Annotated in this window: 22 protein-coding genes and 1 pseudogene; 8 read left to right on the top strand and 15 right to left on the bottom strand. The window is 67.5% G+C overall.

Annotated elements, in window-relative coordinates; translation table 11 throughout:
* Window positions 1-425: pseudogene (locus EV216_RS16220) on the top strand (IS66 family transposase); the annotation flags it as partial.
* A gap of 274 nt (window positions 426-699) precedes the next feature.
* On the opposite strand, the gene EV216_RS16215 reads toward EV216_RS16220, so the two are convergent.
* The 6 genes from EV216_RS16215 to EV216_RS16185 form a co-directional block, all read right to left on the bottom strand.
* A complete protein-coding gene (locus EV216_RS16215) occupies window positions 700-1,623 on the bottom strand; it encodes a transglutaminase family protein (RefSeq protein WP_132696600.1) in 924 nt (307 codons plus the stop codon).
* Window positions 1,624-1,823: 200 nt separating this feature from the next.
* A complete protein-coding gene (locus EV216_RS16210; protein ID WP_132696598.1) occupies window positions 1,824-2,078 on the bottom strand; it encodes a hypothetical protein in 255 nt (84 codons plus the stop codon).
* A gap of 59 nt (window positions 2,079-2,137) precedes the next feature.
* Window positions 2,138-3,004, bottom strand: a complete 867-nt coding sequence (locus tag EV216_RS16205) for a transglutaminase-like domain-containing protein (protein WP_132696596.1) — start codon at window positions 3,002-3,004, stop codon at window positions 2,138-2,140.
* A gap of 34 nt (window positions 3,005-3,038) precedes the next feature.
* Window positions 3,039-3,842 (bottom strand): hypothetical protein, encoded by an 804-nt coding sequence (locus tag EV216_RS16200; protein ID WP_132696594.1) that lies wholly within the window; start codon window positions 3,840-3,842, stop codon window positions 3,039-3,041.
* Between the two features lie 439 nt (window positions 3,843-4,281).
* A complete protein-coding gene (locus tag EV216_RS16190) occupies window positions 4,282-4,626 on the bottom strand; it encodes a hypothetical protein (RefSeq protein WP_132696590.1) in 345 nt (114 codons plus the stop codon).
* Window positions 4,623-4,937 (bottom strand): hypothetical protein, encoded by a 315-nt coding sequence (locus EV216_RS16185; protein ID WP_132696588.1) that lies wholly within the window; start codon window positions 4,935-4,937, stop codon window positions 4,623-4,625. Before EV216_RS16185 ends, EV216_RS16190 begins: the two co-directional genes overlap by 4 nt.
* Window positions 4,938-5,263: 326 nt before the next feature.
* On the opposite strand from EV216_RS16185, the gene EV216_RS16180 reads away from it, so the two are divergent.
* Window positions 5,264-5,683 carry a hypothetical protein gene (locus EV216_RS16180; RefSeq protein ID WP_132696587.1) on the top strand — a complete coding sequence of 140 codons (420 nt, stop codon included), beginning with the start codon at window positions 5,264-5,266 and terminating at the stop codon, window positions 5,681-5,683.
* Entirely contained in the window at window positions 5,680-6,090 is a 411-nt protein-coding gene (locus tag EV216_RS16175; RefSeq protein WP_243642109.1) for a hypothetical protein, read from the top strand. Before EV216_RS16180 ends, EV216_RS16175 begins: the two co-directional genes overlap by 4 nt.
* 49 nt (window positions 6,091-6,139) lie before the next feature.
* Here EV216_RS16175 and EV216_RS16170 read toward each other — a convergent pair whose 3' ends face one another.
* From EV216_RS16170 to EV216_RS16145, 6 genes are all read right to left on the bottom strand, one after another.
* Entirely contained in the window at window positions 6,140-6,751 is a 612-nt protein-coding gene (locus tag EV216_RS16170) for an ABC-type transport auxiliary lipoprotein family protein (protein WP_132696585.1), read from the bottom strand.
* The gene (locus EV216_RS16165) at window positions 6,748-7,650 is read right to left on the bottom strand and encodes an MlaD family protein (protein ID WP_132696583.1); all 903 of its coding nucleotides are present in this window, start codon (window positions 7,648-7,650) and stop codon (window positions 6,748-6,750) included. The genes EV216_RS16170 and EV216_RS16165 overlap by 4 nt, the downstream gene beginning before the upstream one ends.
* A complete protein-coding gene (locus EV216_RS16160; protein ID WP_132696581.1) occupies window positions 7,650-8,423 on the bottom strand; it encodes an ABC transporter ATP-binding protein in 774 nt (257 codons plus the stop codon). The genes EV216_RS16165 and EV216_RS16160 overlap by 1 nt, the downstream gene beginning before the upstream one ends.
* Window positions 8,423-9,502 carry an MlaE family ABC transporter permease gene (locus EV216_RS16155; RefSeq protein WP_165899297.1) on the bottom strand — a complete coding sequence of 360 codons (1,080 nt, stop codon included), beginning with the start codon at window positions 9,500-9,502 and terminating at the stop codon, window positions 8,423-8,425. Before EV216_RS16155 ends, EV216_RS16160 begins: the two co-directional genes overlap by 1 nt.
* The gene (locus EV216_RS16150; protein ID WP_132696579.1) at window positions 9,495-9,686 is read right to left on the bottom strand and encodes a Thivi_2564 family membrane protein; all 192 of its coding nucleotides are present in this window, start codon (window positions 9,684-9,686) and stop codon (window positions 9,495-9,497) included. The genes EV216_RS16155 and EV216_RS16150 overlap by 8 nt, the downstream gene beginning before the upstream one ends.
* Window positions 9,687-9,784: 98 nt before the next feature.
* Window positions 9,785-9,997: a DUF3185 family protein gene (locus tag EV216_RS16145; RefSeq protein WP_132696577.1), complete on the bottom strand. Its 213-nt coding sequence runs from the start codon at window positions 9,995-9,997 to the stop codon at window positions 9,785-9,787.
* Between the two features lie 499 nt (window positions 9,998-10,496).
* Here EV216_RS16145 and EV216_RS16140 point away from each other — a divergent pair, with 499 nt between their 5' ends.
* Complete coding sequence (locus tag EV216_RS16140; protein ID WP_132696575.1) at window positions 10,497-10,685, top strand: hypothetical protein; 189 nt, start codon at window positions 10,497-10,499, stop codon at window positions 10,683-10,685.
* A 58-nt stretch (window positions 10,686-10,743) separates the two neighbouring features.
* Here the strand turns inward: EV216_RS16140 and EV216_RS16135 are convergent, their stop codons facing one another.
* On the bottom strand, window positions 10,744-11,352 hold the full coding sequence (locus tag EV216_RS16135) for an IS110 family RNA-guided transposase (protein WP_165899296.1): 609 nt from the start codon (window positions 11,350-11,352) through the stop codon (window positions 10,744-10,746).
* 35 nt (window positions 11,353-11,387) lie between these two features.
* Here EV216_RS16135 and EV216_RS16130 point away from each other — a divergent pair, with 35 nt between their 5' ends.
* From EV216_RS16130 to EV216_RS16115, 4 genes are all read left to right on the top strand, one after another.
* Entirely contained in the window at window positions 11,388-11,780 is a 393-nt protein-coding gene (locus EV216_RS16130) for a DNA methyltransferase family protein (protein WP_132696574.1), read from the top strand.
* 150 nt (window positions 11,781-11,930) lie between these two features.
* Window positions 11,931-13,028 carry an efflux RND transporter periplasmic adaptor subunit gene (locus EV216_RS16125; RefSeq protein ID WP_165899295.1) on the top strand — a complete coding sequence of 366 codons (1,098 nt, stop codon included), beginning with the start codon at window positions 11,931-11,933 and terminating at the stop codon, window positions 13,026-13,028.
* Window positions 13,028-14,233 carry an ABC transporter permease gene (locus EV216_RS16120; RefSeq protein WP_132696570.1) on the top strand — a complete coding sequence of 402 codons (1,206 nt, stop codon included), beginning with the start codon at window positions 13,028-13,030 and terminating at the stop codon, window positions 14,231-14,233. The genes EV216_RS16125 and EV216_RS16120 overlap by 1 nt, the downstream gene beginning before the upstream one ends.
* Window positions 14,230-14,907 carry an ABC transporter ATP-binding protein gene (locus EV216_RS16115; RefSeq protein ID WP_132696568.1) on the top strand — a complete coding sequence of 226 codons (678 nt, stop codon included), beginning with the start codon at window positions 14,230-14,232 and terminating at the stop codon, window positions 14,905-14,907. The genes EV216_RS16120 and EV216_RS16115 overlap by 4 nt, the downstream gene beginning before the upstream one ends.
* Before the next feature lie 110 nt (window positions 14,908-15,017).
* On the opposite strand, the gene EV216_RS16110 is transcribed toward EV216_RS16115, so the two are convergent.
* Entirely contained in the window at window positions 15,018-15,344 is a 327-nt protein-coding gene (locus EV216_RS16110; protein WP_132696566.1) for a hypothetical protein, read from the bottom strand.
* A gap of 25 nt (window positions 15,345-15,369) precedes the next feature.
* Complete coding sequence (locus EV216_RS16105; RefSeq protein ID WP_132696564.1) at window positions 15,370-15,939, bottom strand: sigma-70 family RNA polymerase sigma factor; 570 nt, start codon at window positions 15,937-15,939, stop codon at window positions 15,370-15,372.
* Window positions 15,940-16,022: the final 83 nt, after the last annotated feature.

The raw sequence follows: 16,022 nt of genomic DNA, 5'->3' as shown, positions 1-16,022 counted from the left end.
TGCAGATCGACGGATATCCGGGCTATAACCGGCTGACCAGGCCGTCCCGGAAAGGCGGCGATCCGATCACCGTGGCGCATTGCTGGGCCCATGCGAGGCGCAAGCTGAAAGAGGTCTTCGACCGCGACGGGTCCGAGATCGCCGCCGAGGGCCTGCGTCGGATCGCCGAACTCTATGCCGTCGAAAAGGACATCCGTGGCTGCGCCCCCGGCCAGCGCCTGTCGGCCCGAAAGGCCCGATCCGCGCCCCTGGTCGCCGCCTTCGGGGAATGGCTGCAAGCGCAACGCCTGCGCGTCTCCGCCAAGTCCCGCCTCGGCGAAAAGCTCGCCTATATCCATAACCACTGGGACGGGTTGCAGACCTTCCTGACCGACGGCCGCGTCGAGATCGACTCCAACGCTGTCGAAAATCTGGTTCGTCCAATTGTGTAAATAGGCGCCGAAACTTGACCCCACTGCGTGGACTTCCCAGTCATTGAAGCAAAAAAACTTTCAGCGCCGCAGCCGGGGTCAACGTCGGCGCCGATCATGACCCCACCTTATCGATAGAAAACGTCGTGATTGCGGAGTGTTGGCCCCCCCCAAAGGGGAGGTTCACGCTTCCATGCCGATCCACAATCGGACGTTCTCCGAATCTAATTTTTGAATACAGAATGCATTCTCTGCCCATGCGCCTCAAGCTTGGTCGGCCGTGGCGCCTTCAGCCGAGCGCGGCACCTGCAGAGGCGCCGTGGTCGGGACCCGGAACACAAGAACCAGGTGCATCCGCGACCTTCACGATAACCTCCATCGACAGCAGATCGACATTCGTTCCGAGAAAGCTGCCCGCCACCGGCGTGACCTGCGCGATGTGCCGGGCAACGGCGACGGGAATGAGGTTCGCGGCACCGACCGCGCGGTTGGTCGGGTCGAAGGGGATCCAGCCGGCGCCGGGTATGAAGACCTCCACCCAGGCATGGGTGGACCCTGTCCCCGCCGATCCGAGGCGGCTGCCCGAGGGGTCGTGGAGATAGCCGGACACGAGCCGCGCGCCGAAGCCGAGCGTGCGGGCCGCCTCGGCAAGGAGAACGGCAAAATCCCGGCACGACCCCCATCCCCGGTCGAGCGTCTCGAGCGGCCCCTGGGTGCCTTCCGTCTCGCGGCTCTGATAGGAAATCCGGGTGGCCACGCCATTGCTGAGATCCTTCAGCAGGGACAGCGTGTCTGTCGGCCGGTTCATCACGAACCCCTCGACCCATGACGACAGACGCCCGGCGGCGTCGGCGTATTGCGGCACGGCAAGTGCGCCGAGGTCGATCCGGTCGTCGGACGCGTAGAGGAACGGATAGCTGGCGGCGGACGCGGCGATGGCAAAGACCGGCCAGGCGGGGGCGGTCAGCTCGACCGTCGTGCGCGAGCGCACGGCCAGCATGTCGGACGCCGACGTGAAGCTGGCGGAGGCGACGGAATTTCCCGCGACATCGTGCGACCAGACGATGTCGGCGGCCGGTGACACGTCCATGTCGAAGCTGATCAGCCGCAGATCCGGGGTCTCGCGCGGACGCAGCATCAGCCTGTGCGGCCCGAGCGCGACACGGCCCGCGTAACGGTAGGTGGTGGAATGGGTGATCGTGACCAGCGTCATGGACGGGGCCTCAGGACGAGCGGCCGCCGGACCGGCGACGGCCTTGCCCGCTGGCCCCGGGCACGGCATTGCGCCAGGAGGCCGTAGCCTTGCAGCGTGCACAGATGCGCTGGCCGAAGCCGTCGCTCCTGCATCGCAGGCAGGTGCGCTCGGCGGCGACATCGGCATGGGCCCTGGTCTTCGGCCCGGCCAAGTGCAGATCATGCGTCATGTTTCGCGTCCTCGCGTTTGTTCAGGCGCGCGATATCGCCAAGCGCACGCGCGATGAGTTTCCGGGTTCGGGAGTCCTGCGCAGCCCCGGTTTCGGCATAGCGTTCCAGAAGGAATCGGCATTTTTCCGTCACCTCGATCCAGGTCCGGGCGGGGCCGGCCAGCAGCTGCGCATCGATCTGTGCGGTGTCCGGGTGCCCGGCCTGCGCGGGACGGGACGCGCGATCCGCAGGCCGCCTCCGCACTGCGATCCTCCGCTTTCCAGCGGCCGCCCTCCGCTCGTCGAGGTCTATGGGATCACCCGTCATGGCGAGGAGCGCCCCATCGAGGCCGCAGGCGCGTCCGATGCGTCGTTCGCCACATCGTCTCGCGCTTCCACGGTCCAGACCTCGAACTCCGACAGCGTGTTCGGGCCGAATGTCTGCGTCAGCGGCACATCGGCGGCGTCCCGACCCCGGGCGATCAGGATCCTCGCGGTGCGCCTTGTGTTGTTGCGAGGGTCGAAGACCCACCAACGCCCCTCCAGAAAGACCTCCATCCAGGCGGCGAAGTCCCCTGGCGGATGCGGCTCCGGCTCGCCGATGTCGCTCAGGTATCCGGTGCAGTAGCGGGCCGGAATGTTCATGCAGCGGCAGAAGGCGATGGCGAGATGCGCATAGTCGCGACAGACGCCAGCGCGCCCGGCGAGGGTCTCGGACGCCGTCCGGGTCGCACTGGCCTGCATGTAGTCGAAAGACACGCCCTGGTGCACGAAATCGCAGATGGCCTGCACCCGTGCCCATCCGGGCGGTGTCCCCTCGAACAGGCGCCAGGCCTTTTCCGACAGGATATCGGTATCGCAGTAGCGGCTGCCCAGCAGATAGACGAGCGTTTCGAACGGCAGGTCCTGAACCTGGTGCTGGTCGGCCAGCGGCGCAACCGGATCCGGCAGGCCCGGATCACGGAATATGCCATCGCTGGAGAGCGTGAAATCGCCGACCGGCGCCACCATCCGCGTGCACCAGTTGCCGAAACCGTCACGGTAGCTTTCCAGCGGCACGCTGGGTGATGTCACGAGATAATCGGCGCGTTCCAGATCGCCGAAGCGCGAGTAGTGCACGTTCAGCATGGCGATCAGCGGCGTTGGCTGCGGCAGGCTGTAGCGAAGACGGCACCCGATGCTGATGCGCATGCCGGGGGCGCCATGGCGCACTTCGAAGTGCGCCTCATCGTCCAAGGATGCACGCCGCGCCTGTGCGTTGAAAGCTCGGGTCGCACCGCCAGCGGTTGCCGGACCGGTCGAGATGGGCGTTGGCGGGCAGGTCGTTTCCGACACACCCGCCGTCCCGAGGCTCGTATCCGCGGTCGCACCGCCATCCGGGTCCGTAGGTGTCGGGATCGAGAAACGCATTCGATGGCAGCACGACCGAGTCGCAGCATCCTTCGTCCTCGACGAAACCACTCTCGCACACCCATGCCGCGCCGAAATCCGCATTGTTCAGATAGCTTTTCTCCGGCACGGCAATCGGGACGCAGGCGTCGGCGGACGCCGTGAAGCCGCGCTCGCAGGCCCAGCCGGACCCCGAGTTCTCTTCTGTCAGATGCGCATGGTCCGGCAGAACGATCTGCACGCACGCCGCCAGCTCCTTCCGGTACCCGCGATCACACTGCCAGTCGTAGCCCGAAGACCGCAGGAAGGTGTTCGCGGGCACGGCGATCGGGGTGTAGGAGGTCCCGCCCACCTCTTCGTATCCACGGCCACACGCCCAGCCCGACCCGTAGGAGCGGCCGGTCGCATGGGCATTCTCGGGGATCGCGATGGCGAGGCACTCTGCACCGTTCACACGGTATCCGAGGGCGCAGTCCCAGCCGCCACCATAGCTCCGCGCCGCCGCATTCTCCGGAATAGGGCCGGTGCCATCCTGCGCGACCACCGGAAAGGCGAGAGACGCCATCAGACCGGCAGCGATGGACAAACCGGCAATCAACCGTGCCGACGGCGTCATCCCTGGCTTGATGGTGGGTGTCATGAGCTTTGCCTTTCCGGCCCTTGGCCATTCGGCTTCCTTGCGGTGATGCCGGGTATTCCTGGGAGGTGACCGGCAGCTTGACGGTCAGCCCGCGGGGGGGCGCCCCGGTCCGGTTCCTCCGGGTTTCCCGACCTTGGCGGCATCCCCTCGTTCTCGGCGGATTCTATCGGCCATTCCAGCCACGCTGGCGTCGGAACGCCATCCGTCATCGTCGCGACCCCTTCAGGCGTGCCGCAGCCTCGAGGGCGTGTTCCTTCTGGTGGTAGTCACCGCGAAAGACGCCATTGTCCCTGACCTCCCAGATCCCGTTCCTCTCCCGGACCTGAACCCCTCCCGGCTGCACGGCCCGTTCGGCGGAAGGAAGTGTCGATCCCCTGTCCGCGACGTTTCGAGATGTCTCGAAGGCCATGTCCGGCTCCATTTGCTGTTCCCCAGTCGCTCAGAGTTCGAGTTCCGCGAGACAGGCCTGCGCGATGTCGCGGTTCGGGCCGTCGGTTCCGGGCATTGTTGCCCAGCCCGCCGCCATGAGCGCGTCGCGCCGCTGGTAAGTCGAGGCGGCCCGGATCGTCGCCATCTTGTCCGCTCGCGCCGGGTCGGAGCGCGCCATGTCGAGGCAGACCGGCACCATGGACGCCACGACATCTTTCTGGGACATCGTCATTGCCTTGTCATCGGCGGTGCCGCCGGTCACCCAGCCGTCCCAGGTGAAGCCGACCACACCGACGAGAACCGCGCCGATCACGGCGCCGTAGATGCCGGGTTTGAGCCATTCGGGAGTGTTCATGATCCATCCTCCTGCGGAGAAAGCGCCGCCTCGCTGTCAGTGTTGCCCCGGGTCTCGGCCTGATCCCGGCCCAGCGCCGCGGTCAGGTCCTGTTCGGTCGTCGCGCGCATCTCCGTTCGCCCCGCAGGACTGCCCCTGCCGTGCACCGTCAGGTAGGTCGCCGTCCGTCGCCACGCCTCGAAGCTGAGCCCCTGAAGGAGCTCCTCCTCGACGATGACCTCGTAGTCGCCGGCCGACAGTTCGCCGACGTATCCGGACAGGGGGAACGGATTGAAGAACGTCACCGTCCGTCTGGTCGACCGCGTGAGCATTGCTGACCTCCGCATGGTCCGTGGGGTCGTCGCGTGGTCCTGCGCTCCGCCCATCGGCTTCACCGCCCGCATGATCGAACGCCCTTCCCTTCTTGTACGGCAGGACGGGTCGTCCGGGGCTGACGCAGGTTAGTCCCGGTCATCGGCAGGCCGGGTCGCGGGCGGCTGCGGCTCCGAAGGACAGCCGGTCGGACTGACCTGTGTAAGCGCGCCGGGACCGACAAGCGGGTAAGGATGTCGGGATCAGGATCGTCGTCGCCTGGCGTCGTGCCCGGGCCATCGTGCTGCAGGATGCGGCACAGCCTCGATCAGGGAGCAGGACCACAATGGCCAGCACAAATATCCTCAACCCGAACCCGCCCGAGTTCGAGCGCTTTCTCTACGCCTATGTCGGCGAGGACAGGCGCGGCAGCGCGGTGACCGTCCTGTCGGCGCTGGCGCGACTGAACCTCGATCCGTGGGCAGAGGCGGCAGAGCTTGCCGCGCTGGGCCGGGAGGGCGCGGCGACACGGTTCGGTCTGTTGCTGGCGCGCGTTCGCGACGTGCCCGCGCTCGGGCAGGACCACGGTCCGGTGGGGCGGGACCTGACCCGTCTGCTTCCCGAAGGCGCCGCGCGTCCCGGCAGCACGGGTGCTGCGGCGAAGATCGGCTTTCCGATCTCCTCGGGCGCATTCTGGGCGATCCTCGCGGCATTCCTTGTCCTGGCACAGATCATGTTCGGCGGGTCGTCGGGGATGGGCGAATGATATCCGCATCGCGCCCCGAGCGCCGCGTGCCGTCGGCCCGAAAGCCGGGGTCCCTGCCCGCTCAGGACGAAGCGGCCCTCTGGGACATGGAGGAACGGTTCTGGACCGGCGGCGTGGACAGCGCGCGCCGGATGACCGCCAAGGGGGCCGTCTTCGTCTTTCCCTATCCGGCCGGCATCCTTCAGGGCGATGCGCTCTGGCGCGAACGGGACGTCGCGCAGAGGTGGCGCTCGGTCGTGATGAGCGAGCGCTATCTCACGGGCAGGGGCGATGTCGCGGTCCTCGCCTATCGCGTCTCCGCCGAACGCAGCGGCGATCCGATCTGCGAGGCGCTCTGCACCTCGACCTACCTGAGGGATGACACCAGTTGGGTGCGCCTGACCCACCAGCAGACGCCAGCGCATTAGGCGGGCCTGCGCGCCATGTTGCGGTGCGACCGGCAGGGCCTGACCTCGCTCAGGTCCTTGCCTGCACCCAGCCGATGGCTTCGGCGAGCACCGATTGCATGGCCGCGTCGAGGCCGGCGATCAGCGCGGCACTGCCGTCCGACGCCGACTCCACGGTCGCCCCGAAGCGCCGCGTGCCGGCGATCGAACGGTTGGCTTCGCGGATCAGGGTCATCTGAAGCGCGATGCGGACCTGCGCCCGGTCCGGGCCGATCAATTCGGCCTGAAACGCCGTGATCTCGGTCATCAGGGTGTGGTCGGGCATGAGCCCGGCCCCGACCCGCGTGACGAGGCGGAGCCCGCCGCGGTTCAGGAGCGAATTCACCAGCAGGGTCTGCACCATCGCCGGGGTCGCTTCGGACCAGCGGGCATCGGGCAGATACTCCGCCTGCCGGGGTGAAATCTTGATGAGGATACGATCCGTGGACAACTCGCCCCCGGATGTCGGCAGTTCGACGACCAGATGGCCCGAGCCTGTGCGCGGCGCCGCCGCCGGGCCAAGCGGCGAGAGGGTGTAGGTGTCGCGCGGCTCGCTCGCCCGCGACACCGCGGACACGGCGCCGCAGCCGGACAGACCTGCCAGTACCGACATCGACAGAAGACTGCGGCGCGTAAGGCTCATTGGGACCTCCTGTATTCCGGGGTCTCGTTGCCCAGAAGAAAACGGCCGGGATCGCTGCCGATCTGGCGGGCAAGCGCGTCGAACCGCGCGATCACGCCGCTTGCATCCTGGATCAGCGTGCCGATCTGCGCCGCGAGGCGCGGCAGATCACCCCGGGTCAGCCCGCGGATCCCGTCCATCGCCCCGGCCGTGCTGTCGACGACAGAGCGGAGATCGGCGACAAGCGCCGGCACGTCGCGCGCAAGCAGGCCGTCGGCGGCCGTGACCCCAGATTCTGCCGCAGCGAGGACCGCGTCGACCCGGGAGAGCGTCGCCTCGGCGCGCGTGGCGAGCGCGTCGATTCGCCCGCTGGCGTCTGCCAGGTTGGCGAGCAGTCCCGCCACGGCTTCGCGGTTCTGCGGTGTGGCAAAGCCCCGGACCTCGGCGATGAGCGCGGTCGCCTCCGCCAGCAGGTCGGGTCCGGTGATCATCAGATCCTGCACCACCGATCTTCCGGACGGGATCACCGGCACGTCCGCCGGAGGCACCCGTTTCAGGGGCTCGGCGTCGGCGCTGCCCCCTTCCAGCGCGATGAAGGCGACGCCCGTCACGCCCTGCGAGGCAAGCGTCGCGACGGTGTCGGCGCGGATGGGGGTGCTGGCGAAGACCTCGATGCGCACGCGCACCAGCGAGGGATCATCCCGGTCCAGCGCGATGCTCACCACCTTGCCGACATCCACGCCATTATACCGGACGGCGCCGGTCTGGCTCAGACCTGCGACCGTGCCGAAGCGGATGTCGTATTGCGCGTAAGTCCGGTCGATCTGGACCTTGGCGAGCCACAGGACAAATCCCAGTCCGGCGAGAAGGCCAAGGATCGTGACCAGACCCACCAGCACGAAGCGCGCGCGGGTTTCCATCAGCCGCCCGCCACGGCCAGGGCCGCGTGGGCGCGCGGGCCGTTGAAATAGGACTGCACCCATGGGTCGTCGACCGCCCGCATCTGGGCCATGGTTCCCGTCACCAGCACCCGGCGCCGGGCCAGCACGGCGACCCGGTCGCAGGTGGCCTGCAACGTGTCGAGGTCATGGGTCACCAGAAACACCGTCAATCCGAGGGCCTTGCGCAGCGAATTCAACAGCGTGTCGAAGGCCGAGGCGCTGATCGGGTCGAGGCCTGCCGTGGGTTCGTCCAGAAACAGGATCTCGGGGTCGAGCGACAGGGCGCGCGCCAGCCCCGCGCGCTTGCGCATGCCCCCGGACAGCGCGGCGGGAAACAGATCGCCCGCCTCGGGCGGCAGGCCGACCATGGAAATGCGCAGATCGGCCAGCGAAGCCCGGGTTTCCGCGTCGACCCCCAGCCGTTCGCGCATCGGTGCCGCCACGTTCTCGCGCACGGTCAGCGCCGAGAACAGCGCGCCATCCTGGAACATCACGCCGGTGCGCGCGCTCACGGCCGCCCGGTCGGCCGCGCTGGCGCCCAGCACATCCGTGCCCAGCATGGTGATCTGCCCCGCGCTCGGGGTCATCAGCCCCACGATGCTGCGCAGAAGCACCGATTTCCCGCTGCCCGAGGCGCCGACGACCCCGAGCACCTCGCCCCGCATCACGTCGAGCGACAGGTCCTCGTGGACAACGTTCGCGCCGAAGCGGTTGGTCAGGCCCCTGACCTCGATGACGGTCTCGGCCTGCATCACACCCCCCAGACCGCGAAGAACACCGAGAAAAGCGCATCCACCACGATCACCAGAAAGATCGCGATCACCACCGCGCGCGAGGTCCGCATGCCCAGGGATTCCGCATCGCCCTCGACCAGCAACCCCTGCTGACAGCCCACCAGCGCGATGATCGCCGCGAAGACCGGCGCCTTGGACAGGCCGACCAGCGCCTGCGCCGCGTCGACATCCGCCAGCAATTGCGTGCGGAACTGGCTGGGCGAGATGCCAAGCTCGATCCAGGCCATCAGCCCGCCGCCGAACAGTCCGGACAGGTTGGCGACCATCCCCAGGATCGGCAGCATGATCACCAGCGCCAGAAGGCGCGGCAGCACCAGCAATTCGATCGGGTCCAGCCCGAGCACGCGCATGGCGTCGATCTCCTCGCGCATCTTCATCGAGCCGATGGCCGCGGTGAAAGCAGAGGCCGAGCGCCCCGCGACGATGATCGCTGTCAGCAGAATGCCCAGTTCGCGCAGGATCGAGACCGCGATCAGGTCGACCACGAAGACCTCGGCCCCGAACTGGCGCAGCTGCGCAGCACCCTGAAACGCCAGCACGACGCCGATGAGAAAGCCCATCAGCGCCACGATCGGCACGGCGTTCAGCCCGACATCCTGCATGTGGTGCACGAGGGCGGTCAGCCGAAGGCGCCGGGGACGGGCCAGCGTGGCGGCCAGCCGGGCCATGACGACGCCCAGAAACCCGAGGCTCTGCGCCGTTGCGGCCAGAAATCCGTCCACGGCCATGCCGACACCCGCCAGCACGTCGCCTGCACGCCGCCCCAGGCCGCGCGGCTCGACCTTGACAGCCGACGGCATGGCCTCCCCCACCGTCCGGATCAGCAGGCGCTGGGCTTCGTCGCCGCCCTCGACACGCCGCCCGGTCGTGCTCAGCAGCCACGCCCCCGCCGTATCCAGCCGCGTGACCGCCGAGACATCCACCGCTGCGTCGGCTGCGGCCTCGTCAAGCCGCGCACGAACCGCGCCGAGGGTGGCCAGCGTCACAGGACCCGAAAGGGCCAAAGTCGACCGGGTCGGCGCGGTCGTCTCAGCCACCGACGCTGATCGCGCCGATATCGCCCAGAAGGCCGAAGCCGCGCAGCAACCAGAGGACGACGAGGATCACGACCACCACGTTGAGGATCTGCTTTATCTTGCGATCCATCGGGAGATAGGTGTTGATCGCCCACAGCCCGACGCCGACGACGACAAGAGTGACCACGAGATTTACGAGATTCATTGGATCGGTTCCTGGAAAGTTGAGGTTATCGGGCCGGTGCTGGCCCGCAGAGACATCTGCGGAAACGCCCCCTTCCGGGATCGTCACCGCCGAAAGGTTCAGACGCGGACAAGGCCGCGGACAAGCAGTGCGGTGCCTGCCACGACACCGATCACCCCACCGATCAGATACCACATCGTATTGCCGGTGAAGCGGCCGGTCAGCGCCTCTGACATCTGCTCGACCGGCGTATTCGATGCCCTCCAGGCGAAGAACAGCAGAACCGCGCCGACTGCGAGCACGACGAGCCCGATGATGTTTGTCTGTGTCATGGTCTTTTCCCCTGATGGCTGTGCCTGCCGGAGGCGCCATTGCCGAAACGGGACGGCACGCGCCGGTCATCGCGCGGCAAGCGACCCCGATTTCCGATCTTCTCACAGCCGGCAGGCGATGCACTTACCTGGATCAGCGTTGCGGGCGGCCACCCCTTGGTGGCTGGGGGGCCTAGTCGGCACCGCGACCCGGCTGGTCCGCGCCGGGGGGCTTGCCGGTCTGTTCTCGGTCCCGGGGGGCGGCTCTTGACCGCGTGCGCCCCGACCGACGCCGACCCCTGATTTCCTGTCGTCTGCGAGGTCGATCCGCTGCGCGCGGCTGGACTAACCTGCGTCAGTGCGGCAGTGCCTTGTCATCGGCTAGACGGAACATGCCTGCCGAATATTTGGCGGGGCAGTTTTCCGAGTACCCGAGAAGCGTGTGGGCGTGCCGATCCCCAAAAGGTCGGCATGTCGGCACGCTTCTTATTCTCGGAACGTCCACGAAAGGACACACCCCATGACTCCCGAACAGACCAACACGGCCGACAAGATGAAATCCGTCAAGGCCGCCTGGGACAAGGCGCCCGCCGGCCCGAAGAAGGATGCGGCCCTGAAGCATTACCAGGCCGCCGAGAAGGCAGACATGGCGAAGAACGACGCCGAGACCAACAGGGAACTCGACGCGGCGACCCACGCGCTCGCGTGACCTCCGCCGTCTGATCCGACCGCCCGGGCCGCCTGCCGATCGACGGAGGGCGGCCCTCTCATGTCAGCAGCGGTCCGGTCTGATCCAGATAGGCCGGATCGAACTCTGCAAGTTTCACCAGCCCGCCATGGTCGTGAAACGTCACACGGCCGTCCCGGAAGGTCACCAGCCCAGCTTCGCGAAGCTGCCGCAAGACGCGGTTCACGTGAACCGCACTCAGGCCGAACTCGGCCAGATGCCCCCGCAGCGCGTTGATGAGCTGTGTGCGCTGCCGCACCAGGCACTGATGCGTCCGGAACGCCACCGCCCGGCCTTGGGTCTCGGCACCTTTCACGGCCACGAACCGCATGGTCGGGCGCGAGGCCGCCTCCGCGATGGCTTCGGCATCAGCCTTGTCGTTCTTCTGCCGTTTGACGAAAGGCTTCACATACGCTGCCGACACCAGGCGCACCTCGTGGCCGTGGGACTGCGCCACGCGGCCCCAATGATGCGACGTGGCGCAGGCCTCCATCGCAACCACGCAGGCCGACTGTTCTGCCAATAGTGTCATCAGACGGGCCCGGGATAGCACGCGGTTGTATAGAACCGCCCAATCCGGTCCGATTGCGCAAACTTGGAAGCTGCCCTTCGCCAGGTCGATCGCCAGCATGCTGATCGTCGTCGTCATCGATGTGCCCTCCGTTCGGTTCCTGCGGAACCATCATGGCATACGAGATGCCGCTGGGTGGGGGCATCCACCGCATCAGTTCAGTCAGCTCCAGCTCATCCGCTATCGACTCGGATGACATCGCGCGACCGGCAGCTTCTGCAGAAAGGTGCGCAGAGCCGCGGATAGACCGCGCCGTCCCGGACCAGCGACAGTGCCGCTTCGATGCGGGCGAGGGCCATGATGCGGGCATGCGCGGACAGGTCCGCCGACACGACCTCGTCGCACTCGTAGACATCACCCCCGCGCGGAAACCCTCGCTTACCCTGATCCGGACCCTCTACGATCCCACCTGCGGCACCGGCGGCTTCCTGTCGGACGGGATGGAGCACGTGAAGGCAATTACAAAACTGATCCACATCAACGCTGCCGTCCTGCCGGGCGAATAACCCTGCGTGGCGTGATGCTTGACAGAAGCGTCAGGGTCACCTGCGGGCCCGCCTCAGGATTGCACCATGTGGACACTTGAACCGGACCCCATCGCAGCAGCCCATGCGACGCCGTCGCCACATGGGGCAGCGGAGGCCCGAGCTTCGGCAATGCTGGAGGGGCCCGCCACCGCGTCGCATACCCCCGCGAGACGCAGACGCCTCGCGTTCTGGTGGTCGGGAGGGATAGCGCTGGCGCTGGCGATCGGGTTGGGCCTGTGGTTGCGGCCCTGGGACCCTGCGCCTTTCCCGGTCGCGGTCGAGACAGCGGCTCTTGCCCCTGTCACACGGGTCCTCGCCGTCAACGGACGGGTCGCCGCACTGCATTCGGTGGACGTTCGCGCGCTCGTCAGCGGCCAACTGGCCGAGGTGCTGGTCGATGAGGGGGATGCCGTGCAGTCGGGCACCGAGCTGGCAAGGCTCGACTCGTCGACGCAACAGGCCATGGTGCGGCAGGCCGTGGCGGGGCTGGATGCCGCGCGGGTGGCGCGGGAGCAGGCGGCCGCAACCTATGCCCGAACACAGGCACTGGGCGCCAATGTCGCCCGATCGGTACTGGAGGATGCCGAGCGCTCGCTGCAGGCGGCGACACAGGATGTGACCCGGATGACCACTCTGGTCGAACAGGCGCAGATCCATCTTGCGGACTACACCATCAGCGCGCCGATCACGGGAACGGTGCTGGAGCTGAATGTGGAACCCGGACAGAACGTCGACCCCTCGACGGTGCTGCTCACCATCGCCGATCTGAGCCAGCTGGTCGTCGAGACGGACGTGGACGAAGCCCATGCCATGCAGATCCGCGCAGGCCAGCAGGCGTTGCTGCAACTGTTGGGCGATACGACCGGCCGGGGAGGTCGAGTCGCCTTCGTGTCGCAACGGGTGGATCCCGCGACGGGAGGGCTCGCCGTGAAGCTTGCATTCGACGACCCCGTGACCGCGCCGGTCGGACTGACCGTCACTGCCAACATCATCGTCGAGCGTCAGGATGCGGCCGTCACGGTGCCGCGCACGGCAATCCGCACAGGGGATGACGGCACGGCGGTGCTGGTCGTCGTCGACGGCATCGCACACCGTCGCCCTGTGGCGGTGATCGACTGGCCCGCCGCGCGCCTGATCGTGACCGCCGGACTTGCGCCGGGCGATGTCGTGATAGTCGATGCCGCGGGCATCGTCGACGGGCAGGCCGTGCGGGTGGAGCGCCGCTGATGCTCTATGCGCTGAAGATCGCCATCCGGTACCTGACCGCCAGCAAGGCCCAGACCGCACTTCTGGTGCTCGGCGTTGCGGTCGGCGTCTTCATCTTCGTCTTCATGTCGGCGCTGATCGGGGGGCTGGCCGACTTCATCCTGTCACGGACCGTGGGCGACATCAGCCATGTTACGATCAAGGCCGAGGATGCAGAGCCCGCCATCCTGATCTCGCCCGAAGGCCATGTCCTTGCCGTCACCGAAAAGGGCCGCATGCGGACCGCAACGCTGGCCGAGGCAGCGACCTGGATCCCGCTGATCGAGGCCGTCCGCGGTGTGGTCGCCGTCTCGCCGCAGATCACGGGCGCGGGGTTCCTGACGCGCGGCGCGCAGGTGGCACAGGTCAGCGTAACGGGGCTGGAACCGGGGCGCGAATCCGCGATCCTGAACCTCGACGGCTATATGGTCGAAGGGGCGGCACGGCTCGGATCGGGGCTTGTCGTCCTGGGGCAGAGGCTGGCAGACGATCTGTCGCTCGGGCTTGGCCAGACGCTGCGGCTGCAATCGTCCGGCGGAGTGTCAACCATGCTGACGCTGAGCGGAATCTTCCAGACCGGCAATGGCATGATCGATAGCAGCAGCGTCTTCGTCAGCCTGCCCACCGCCCGCACGCTCTTCGCGATGCCGCAGGGCGTCACCCGGATCGAGATCAAGCTGGCCGACCTCAACGCCGCCGACGCGACCGCGCTGCGGATCCGGGGCCTGACGGGACTCGATGTCGTTCCCTGGACCGACGGCGCCGAACAGTTGAAGGAAGCGCTGAATGCGCAGGCGCAGACAGGCTACTTCCTGAAGTCCTTTGCCCTGATCACCATCGTGATCGGGGTCGCCTCGGCGCTTCTGCTCTCGACCTATCGCCGCCGGCCGGAGATCGGCATCATGCGGGCCATGGGCGCGGGGCGGGGGTTCGTCGTCGTCGTCTTCGTCACCCAGGGCGCGCTGATCGGGCTTCTGGGCGGGCTGATGGGCGCGGGGCTGGGCTATCTGGCGCTTCTGCCCTTCCCCTCGCGCGAGGCATTCCGGCCCGGCACCCTGCCGATGGACATCACCCAGGGGTCCTACGGGCTGGCGATCACGCTGACGGTGCTGGGCGCGATCCTTGCCTCGATCCTGCCGGCACGTGCGGCGGCGCGGGTCGATCCGGTCACGGCGATCAGCCAGTGAGCGCGCTGGTCCGGGTCGAAGGGCTGGTCAAGACCTTCGGGTCGGGCGAGGCGGCGACGCGGGTCCTGCGCGGGCTGTCCCTGACGCTGCAGGCGGGAGAACTCACGGCGCTGCTGGGCCCGTCCGGGTCGGGAAAGAGCACGCTGCTGACCATCCTCGGAACGCTGATGAAACCCACCGCGGGCAGCCACTCGATGCTCGGGACGGATCTGGTCGCAGCCGACGACAGGGCGCTGACGCTGTTTCGCAACCTGCACATCGGCTTCGTGTTCCAGTTCCACAACCTGCTGCCCGACTTCACCGCGCTTGAGAACGTGGTCTTCCCCACCGCCGTGCGCGAGGGCCGCGAGACGGCTGCCGCCCGGACCCGCGGGCGCGAGTTGCTGGCACGGATGGGGTTGGCCGAACGGATCGATTTCCCCACGGCAAACCTGTCGGGCGGTCAGAAGCAGCGCGTGGCGGTGGCTCGCGCACTGATGAACCGGCCGGAACTGGTGCTGGCGGACGAGCCGACCGGCAACCTCGACCGCGCCGCCGCCATGCAGGTCATGGCGCTGATCTCCGAGATCAACCGCGACGAAGGCACGACCTTCCTGATCTCCACCCACGACGAGAAGATCGCAAGCCTCTGCCGGCGACAGGTCGTGGTGGGCGATGGGGTCGTGACGGGGTAGGGCGCGGCAACTGGCAACCGAACGCGGCCGGAAGGACGGGGCGCCAAGTGGGCGAAGATCGTCGACCTCCGGAACGTCCCGGGACGAGAGCAGCCCCGACCGGACAGCCGCTAGCGATCCAGGGCCAGGGTCCGTTGCGCAGCGGCCGCCCTCTCGTCCTGACGACGCTGGAGTTCGGCTCGCACGCGGCGAAGCGCGGCAAAGAGATCTGCGAAGCCGCATGTGCTTTCGTCGGCCTCTTCCGGAGCATCGGCCCAACGGGCGCGTATGTTCCGCAGGGCGTCCGCCTTGGACGCCGCACAGGCATCGGAGAGCGCCGCGGACAGGTCTCGCAACTCGGCCAGGGAGCGTGCCCGCAGCCGCGGAGCCCTTGCCCTCCGCAGGAGCATCGAACGATCCATGATCAGGGTGTCCTTCTCGGTGTCCGCTCGTTCCATGTCCGGCTCCTGTCGTTGCGGGGTTTCAGGGCGTTTCGCTCATGCAAGCCCCGACATGCCGGTCTGCCAACGGCCCCGGGTGCGTGATCGTTCCGTGGGGCTCCACCGGGTCGCGACCGAATGCACGGCCGAGTTCGGACCGTCCGCGACTGACGCGGCTCTTGATCGTGCCGACGGCGCAGTTGCAGGCATCGGCCGCTTCCTGCTGCGAAAATCCGTATGCCCCCATGAGGACGACCGGCCGACGGTGGATTTCGGGGAGCCTTGCCATGGCCGAAATCAGCTTGTTCAGGTCGACGGAATGCTCCTGCGCCGCTTCCTCGAAGAGCAGCGCCGTAAGTCTGCCGTCCACGTCCTCCACCTCGCGTATGTGCTTGCGGAGGCTGGAATAGAACGTGTTGCGAAGGATGGTGAACAGCCACCCCCTCAGTTCGGTGCCGGGCGTGAAACTGTCGCGACTCGCCCAGGCCTTGAGGAAGGTCTCCTGAACCAGATCCTCGGCCCGAGTCTCGTCGGCGGCAAGCCTGAGGGCGAAGCGAAACAGGACCGCGGCCTGCGGCGGCAGGAGGAAATGAAACGGATGGACGTCAATCATGGTCTTCGTGTCACCTTTCCGATGACGGGAGTTGTCGGCTTCCCGCGGGGCCGTGCCCGTCCGATGGGGGAGCGAGTTTGCGT

This window comes from Rhodovulum steppense, from assembly GCF_004339675.1.
GTDB classification, from domain to species: domain Bacteria; phylum Pseudomonadota; class Alphaproteobacteria; order Rhodobacterales; family Rhodobacteraceae; genus Rhodovulum; species Rhodovulum steppense.
The sequence above is the reverse complement of the archived record's forward strand: the minus strand, read 5'-3'. Positions and strand labels throughout refer to the sequence as shown.

Excerpts from the sequence above, each read along its gene's own strand:
- EV216_RS16200 (WP_132696594.1), bottom strand. The coding sequence starts at position 3,842 with ATGACACCCACCATCAAGCCAGGGATGACGCCGTCGGCACGGTTGATT.
- EV216_RS16105 (WP_132696564.1), bottom strand. The coding sequence starts at position 15,939 with ATGATTGACGTCCATCCGTTTCATTTCCTCCTGCCGCCGCAGGCCGCG.
- EV216_RS16180 (WP_132696587.1), top strand. The coding sequence starts at position 5,264 with ATGGCCAGCACAAATATCCTCAACCCGAACCCGCCCGAGTTCGAGCGC.
- EV216_RS16140 (WP_132696575.1), top strand. The coding sequence starts at position 10,497 with ATGACTCCCGAACAGACCAACACGGCCGACAAGATGAAATCCGTCAAG.
- EV216_RS16130 (WP_132696574.1), top strand. The coding sequence starts at position 11,388 with ATGGCATACGAGATGCCGCTGGGTGGGGGCATCCACCGCATCAGTTCA.
- EV216_RS16150 (WP_132696579.1), bottom strand. The coding sequence starts at position 9,686 with ATGAATCTCGTAAATCTCGTGGTCACTCTTGTCGTCGTCGGCGTCGGG.
- EV216_RS16205 (WP_132696596.1), bottom strand. The coding sequence starts at position 3,004 with ATGCGCATCAGCATCGGGTGCCGTCTTCGCTACAGCCTGCCGCAGCCA.
- EV216_RS16185 (WP_132696588.1), bottom strand. The coding sequence starts at position 4,937 with ATGCTCACGCGGTCGACCAGACGGACGGTGACGTTCTTCAATCCGTTC.
- EV216_RS16175 (WP_243642109.1), top strand. The coding sequence starts at position 5,680 with ATGATATCCGCATCGCGCCCCGAGCGCCGCGTGCCGTCGGCCCGAAAG.
- EV216_RS16110 (WP_132696566.1), bottom strand. The coding sequence starts at position 15,344 with ATGGAACGAGCGGACACCGAGAAGGACACCCTGATCATGGATCGTTCG.
- EV216_RS16120 (WP_132696570.1), top strand. The coding sequence starts at position 13,028 with ATGCTCTATGCGCTGAAGATCGCCATCCGGTACCTGACCGCCAGCAAG.
- EV216_RS16160 (WP_132696581.1), bottom strand. The coding sequence starts at position 8,423 with ATGCAGGCCGAGACCGTCATCGAGGTCAGGGGCCTGACCAACCGCTTC.
- EV216_RS16125 (WP_165899295.1), top strand. The coding sequence starts at position 11,931 with ATGCTGGAGGGGCCCGCCACCGCGTCGCATACCCCCGCGAGACGCAGA.
- EV216_RS16190 (WP_132696590.1), bottom strand. The coding sequence starts at position 4,626 with ATGAACACTCCCGAATGGCTCAAACCCGGCATCTACGGCGCCGTGATC.
- EV216_RS16215 (WP_132696600.1), bottom strand. The coding sequence starts at position 1,623 with ATGACGCTGGTCACGATCACCCATTCCACCACCTACCGTTACGCGGGC.
- EV216_RS16135 (WP_165899296.1), bottom strand. The coding sequence starts at position 11,352 with ATGACGACGACGATCAGCATGCTGGCGATCGACCTGGCGAAGGGCAGC.
- EV216_RS16145 (WP_132696577.1), bottom strand. The coding sequence starts at position 9,997 with ATGACACAGACAAACATCATCGGGCTCGTCGTGCTCGCAGTCGGCGCG.
- EV216_RS16170 (WP_132696585.1), bottom strand. The coding sequence starts at position 6,751 with ATGAGCCTTACGCGCCGCAGTCTTCTGTCGATGTCGGTACTGGCAGGT.
- EV216_RS16165 (WP_132696583.1), bottom strand. The coding sequence starts at position 7,650 with ATGGAAACCCGCGCGCGCTTCGTGCTGGTGGGTCTGGTCACGATCCTT.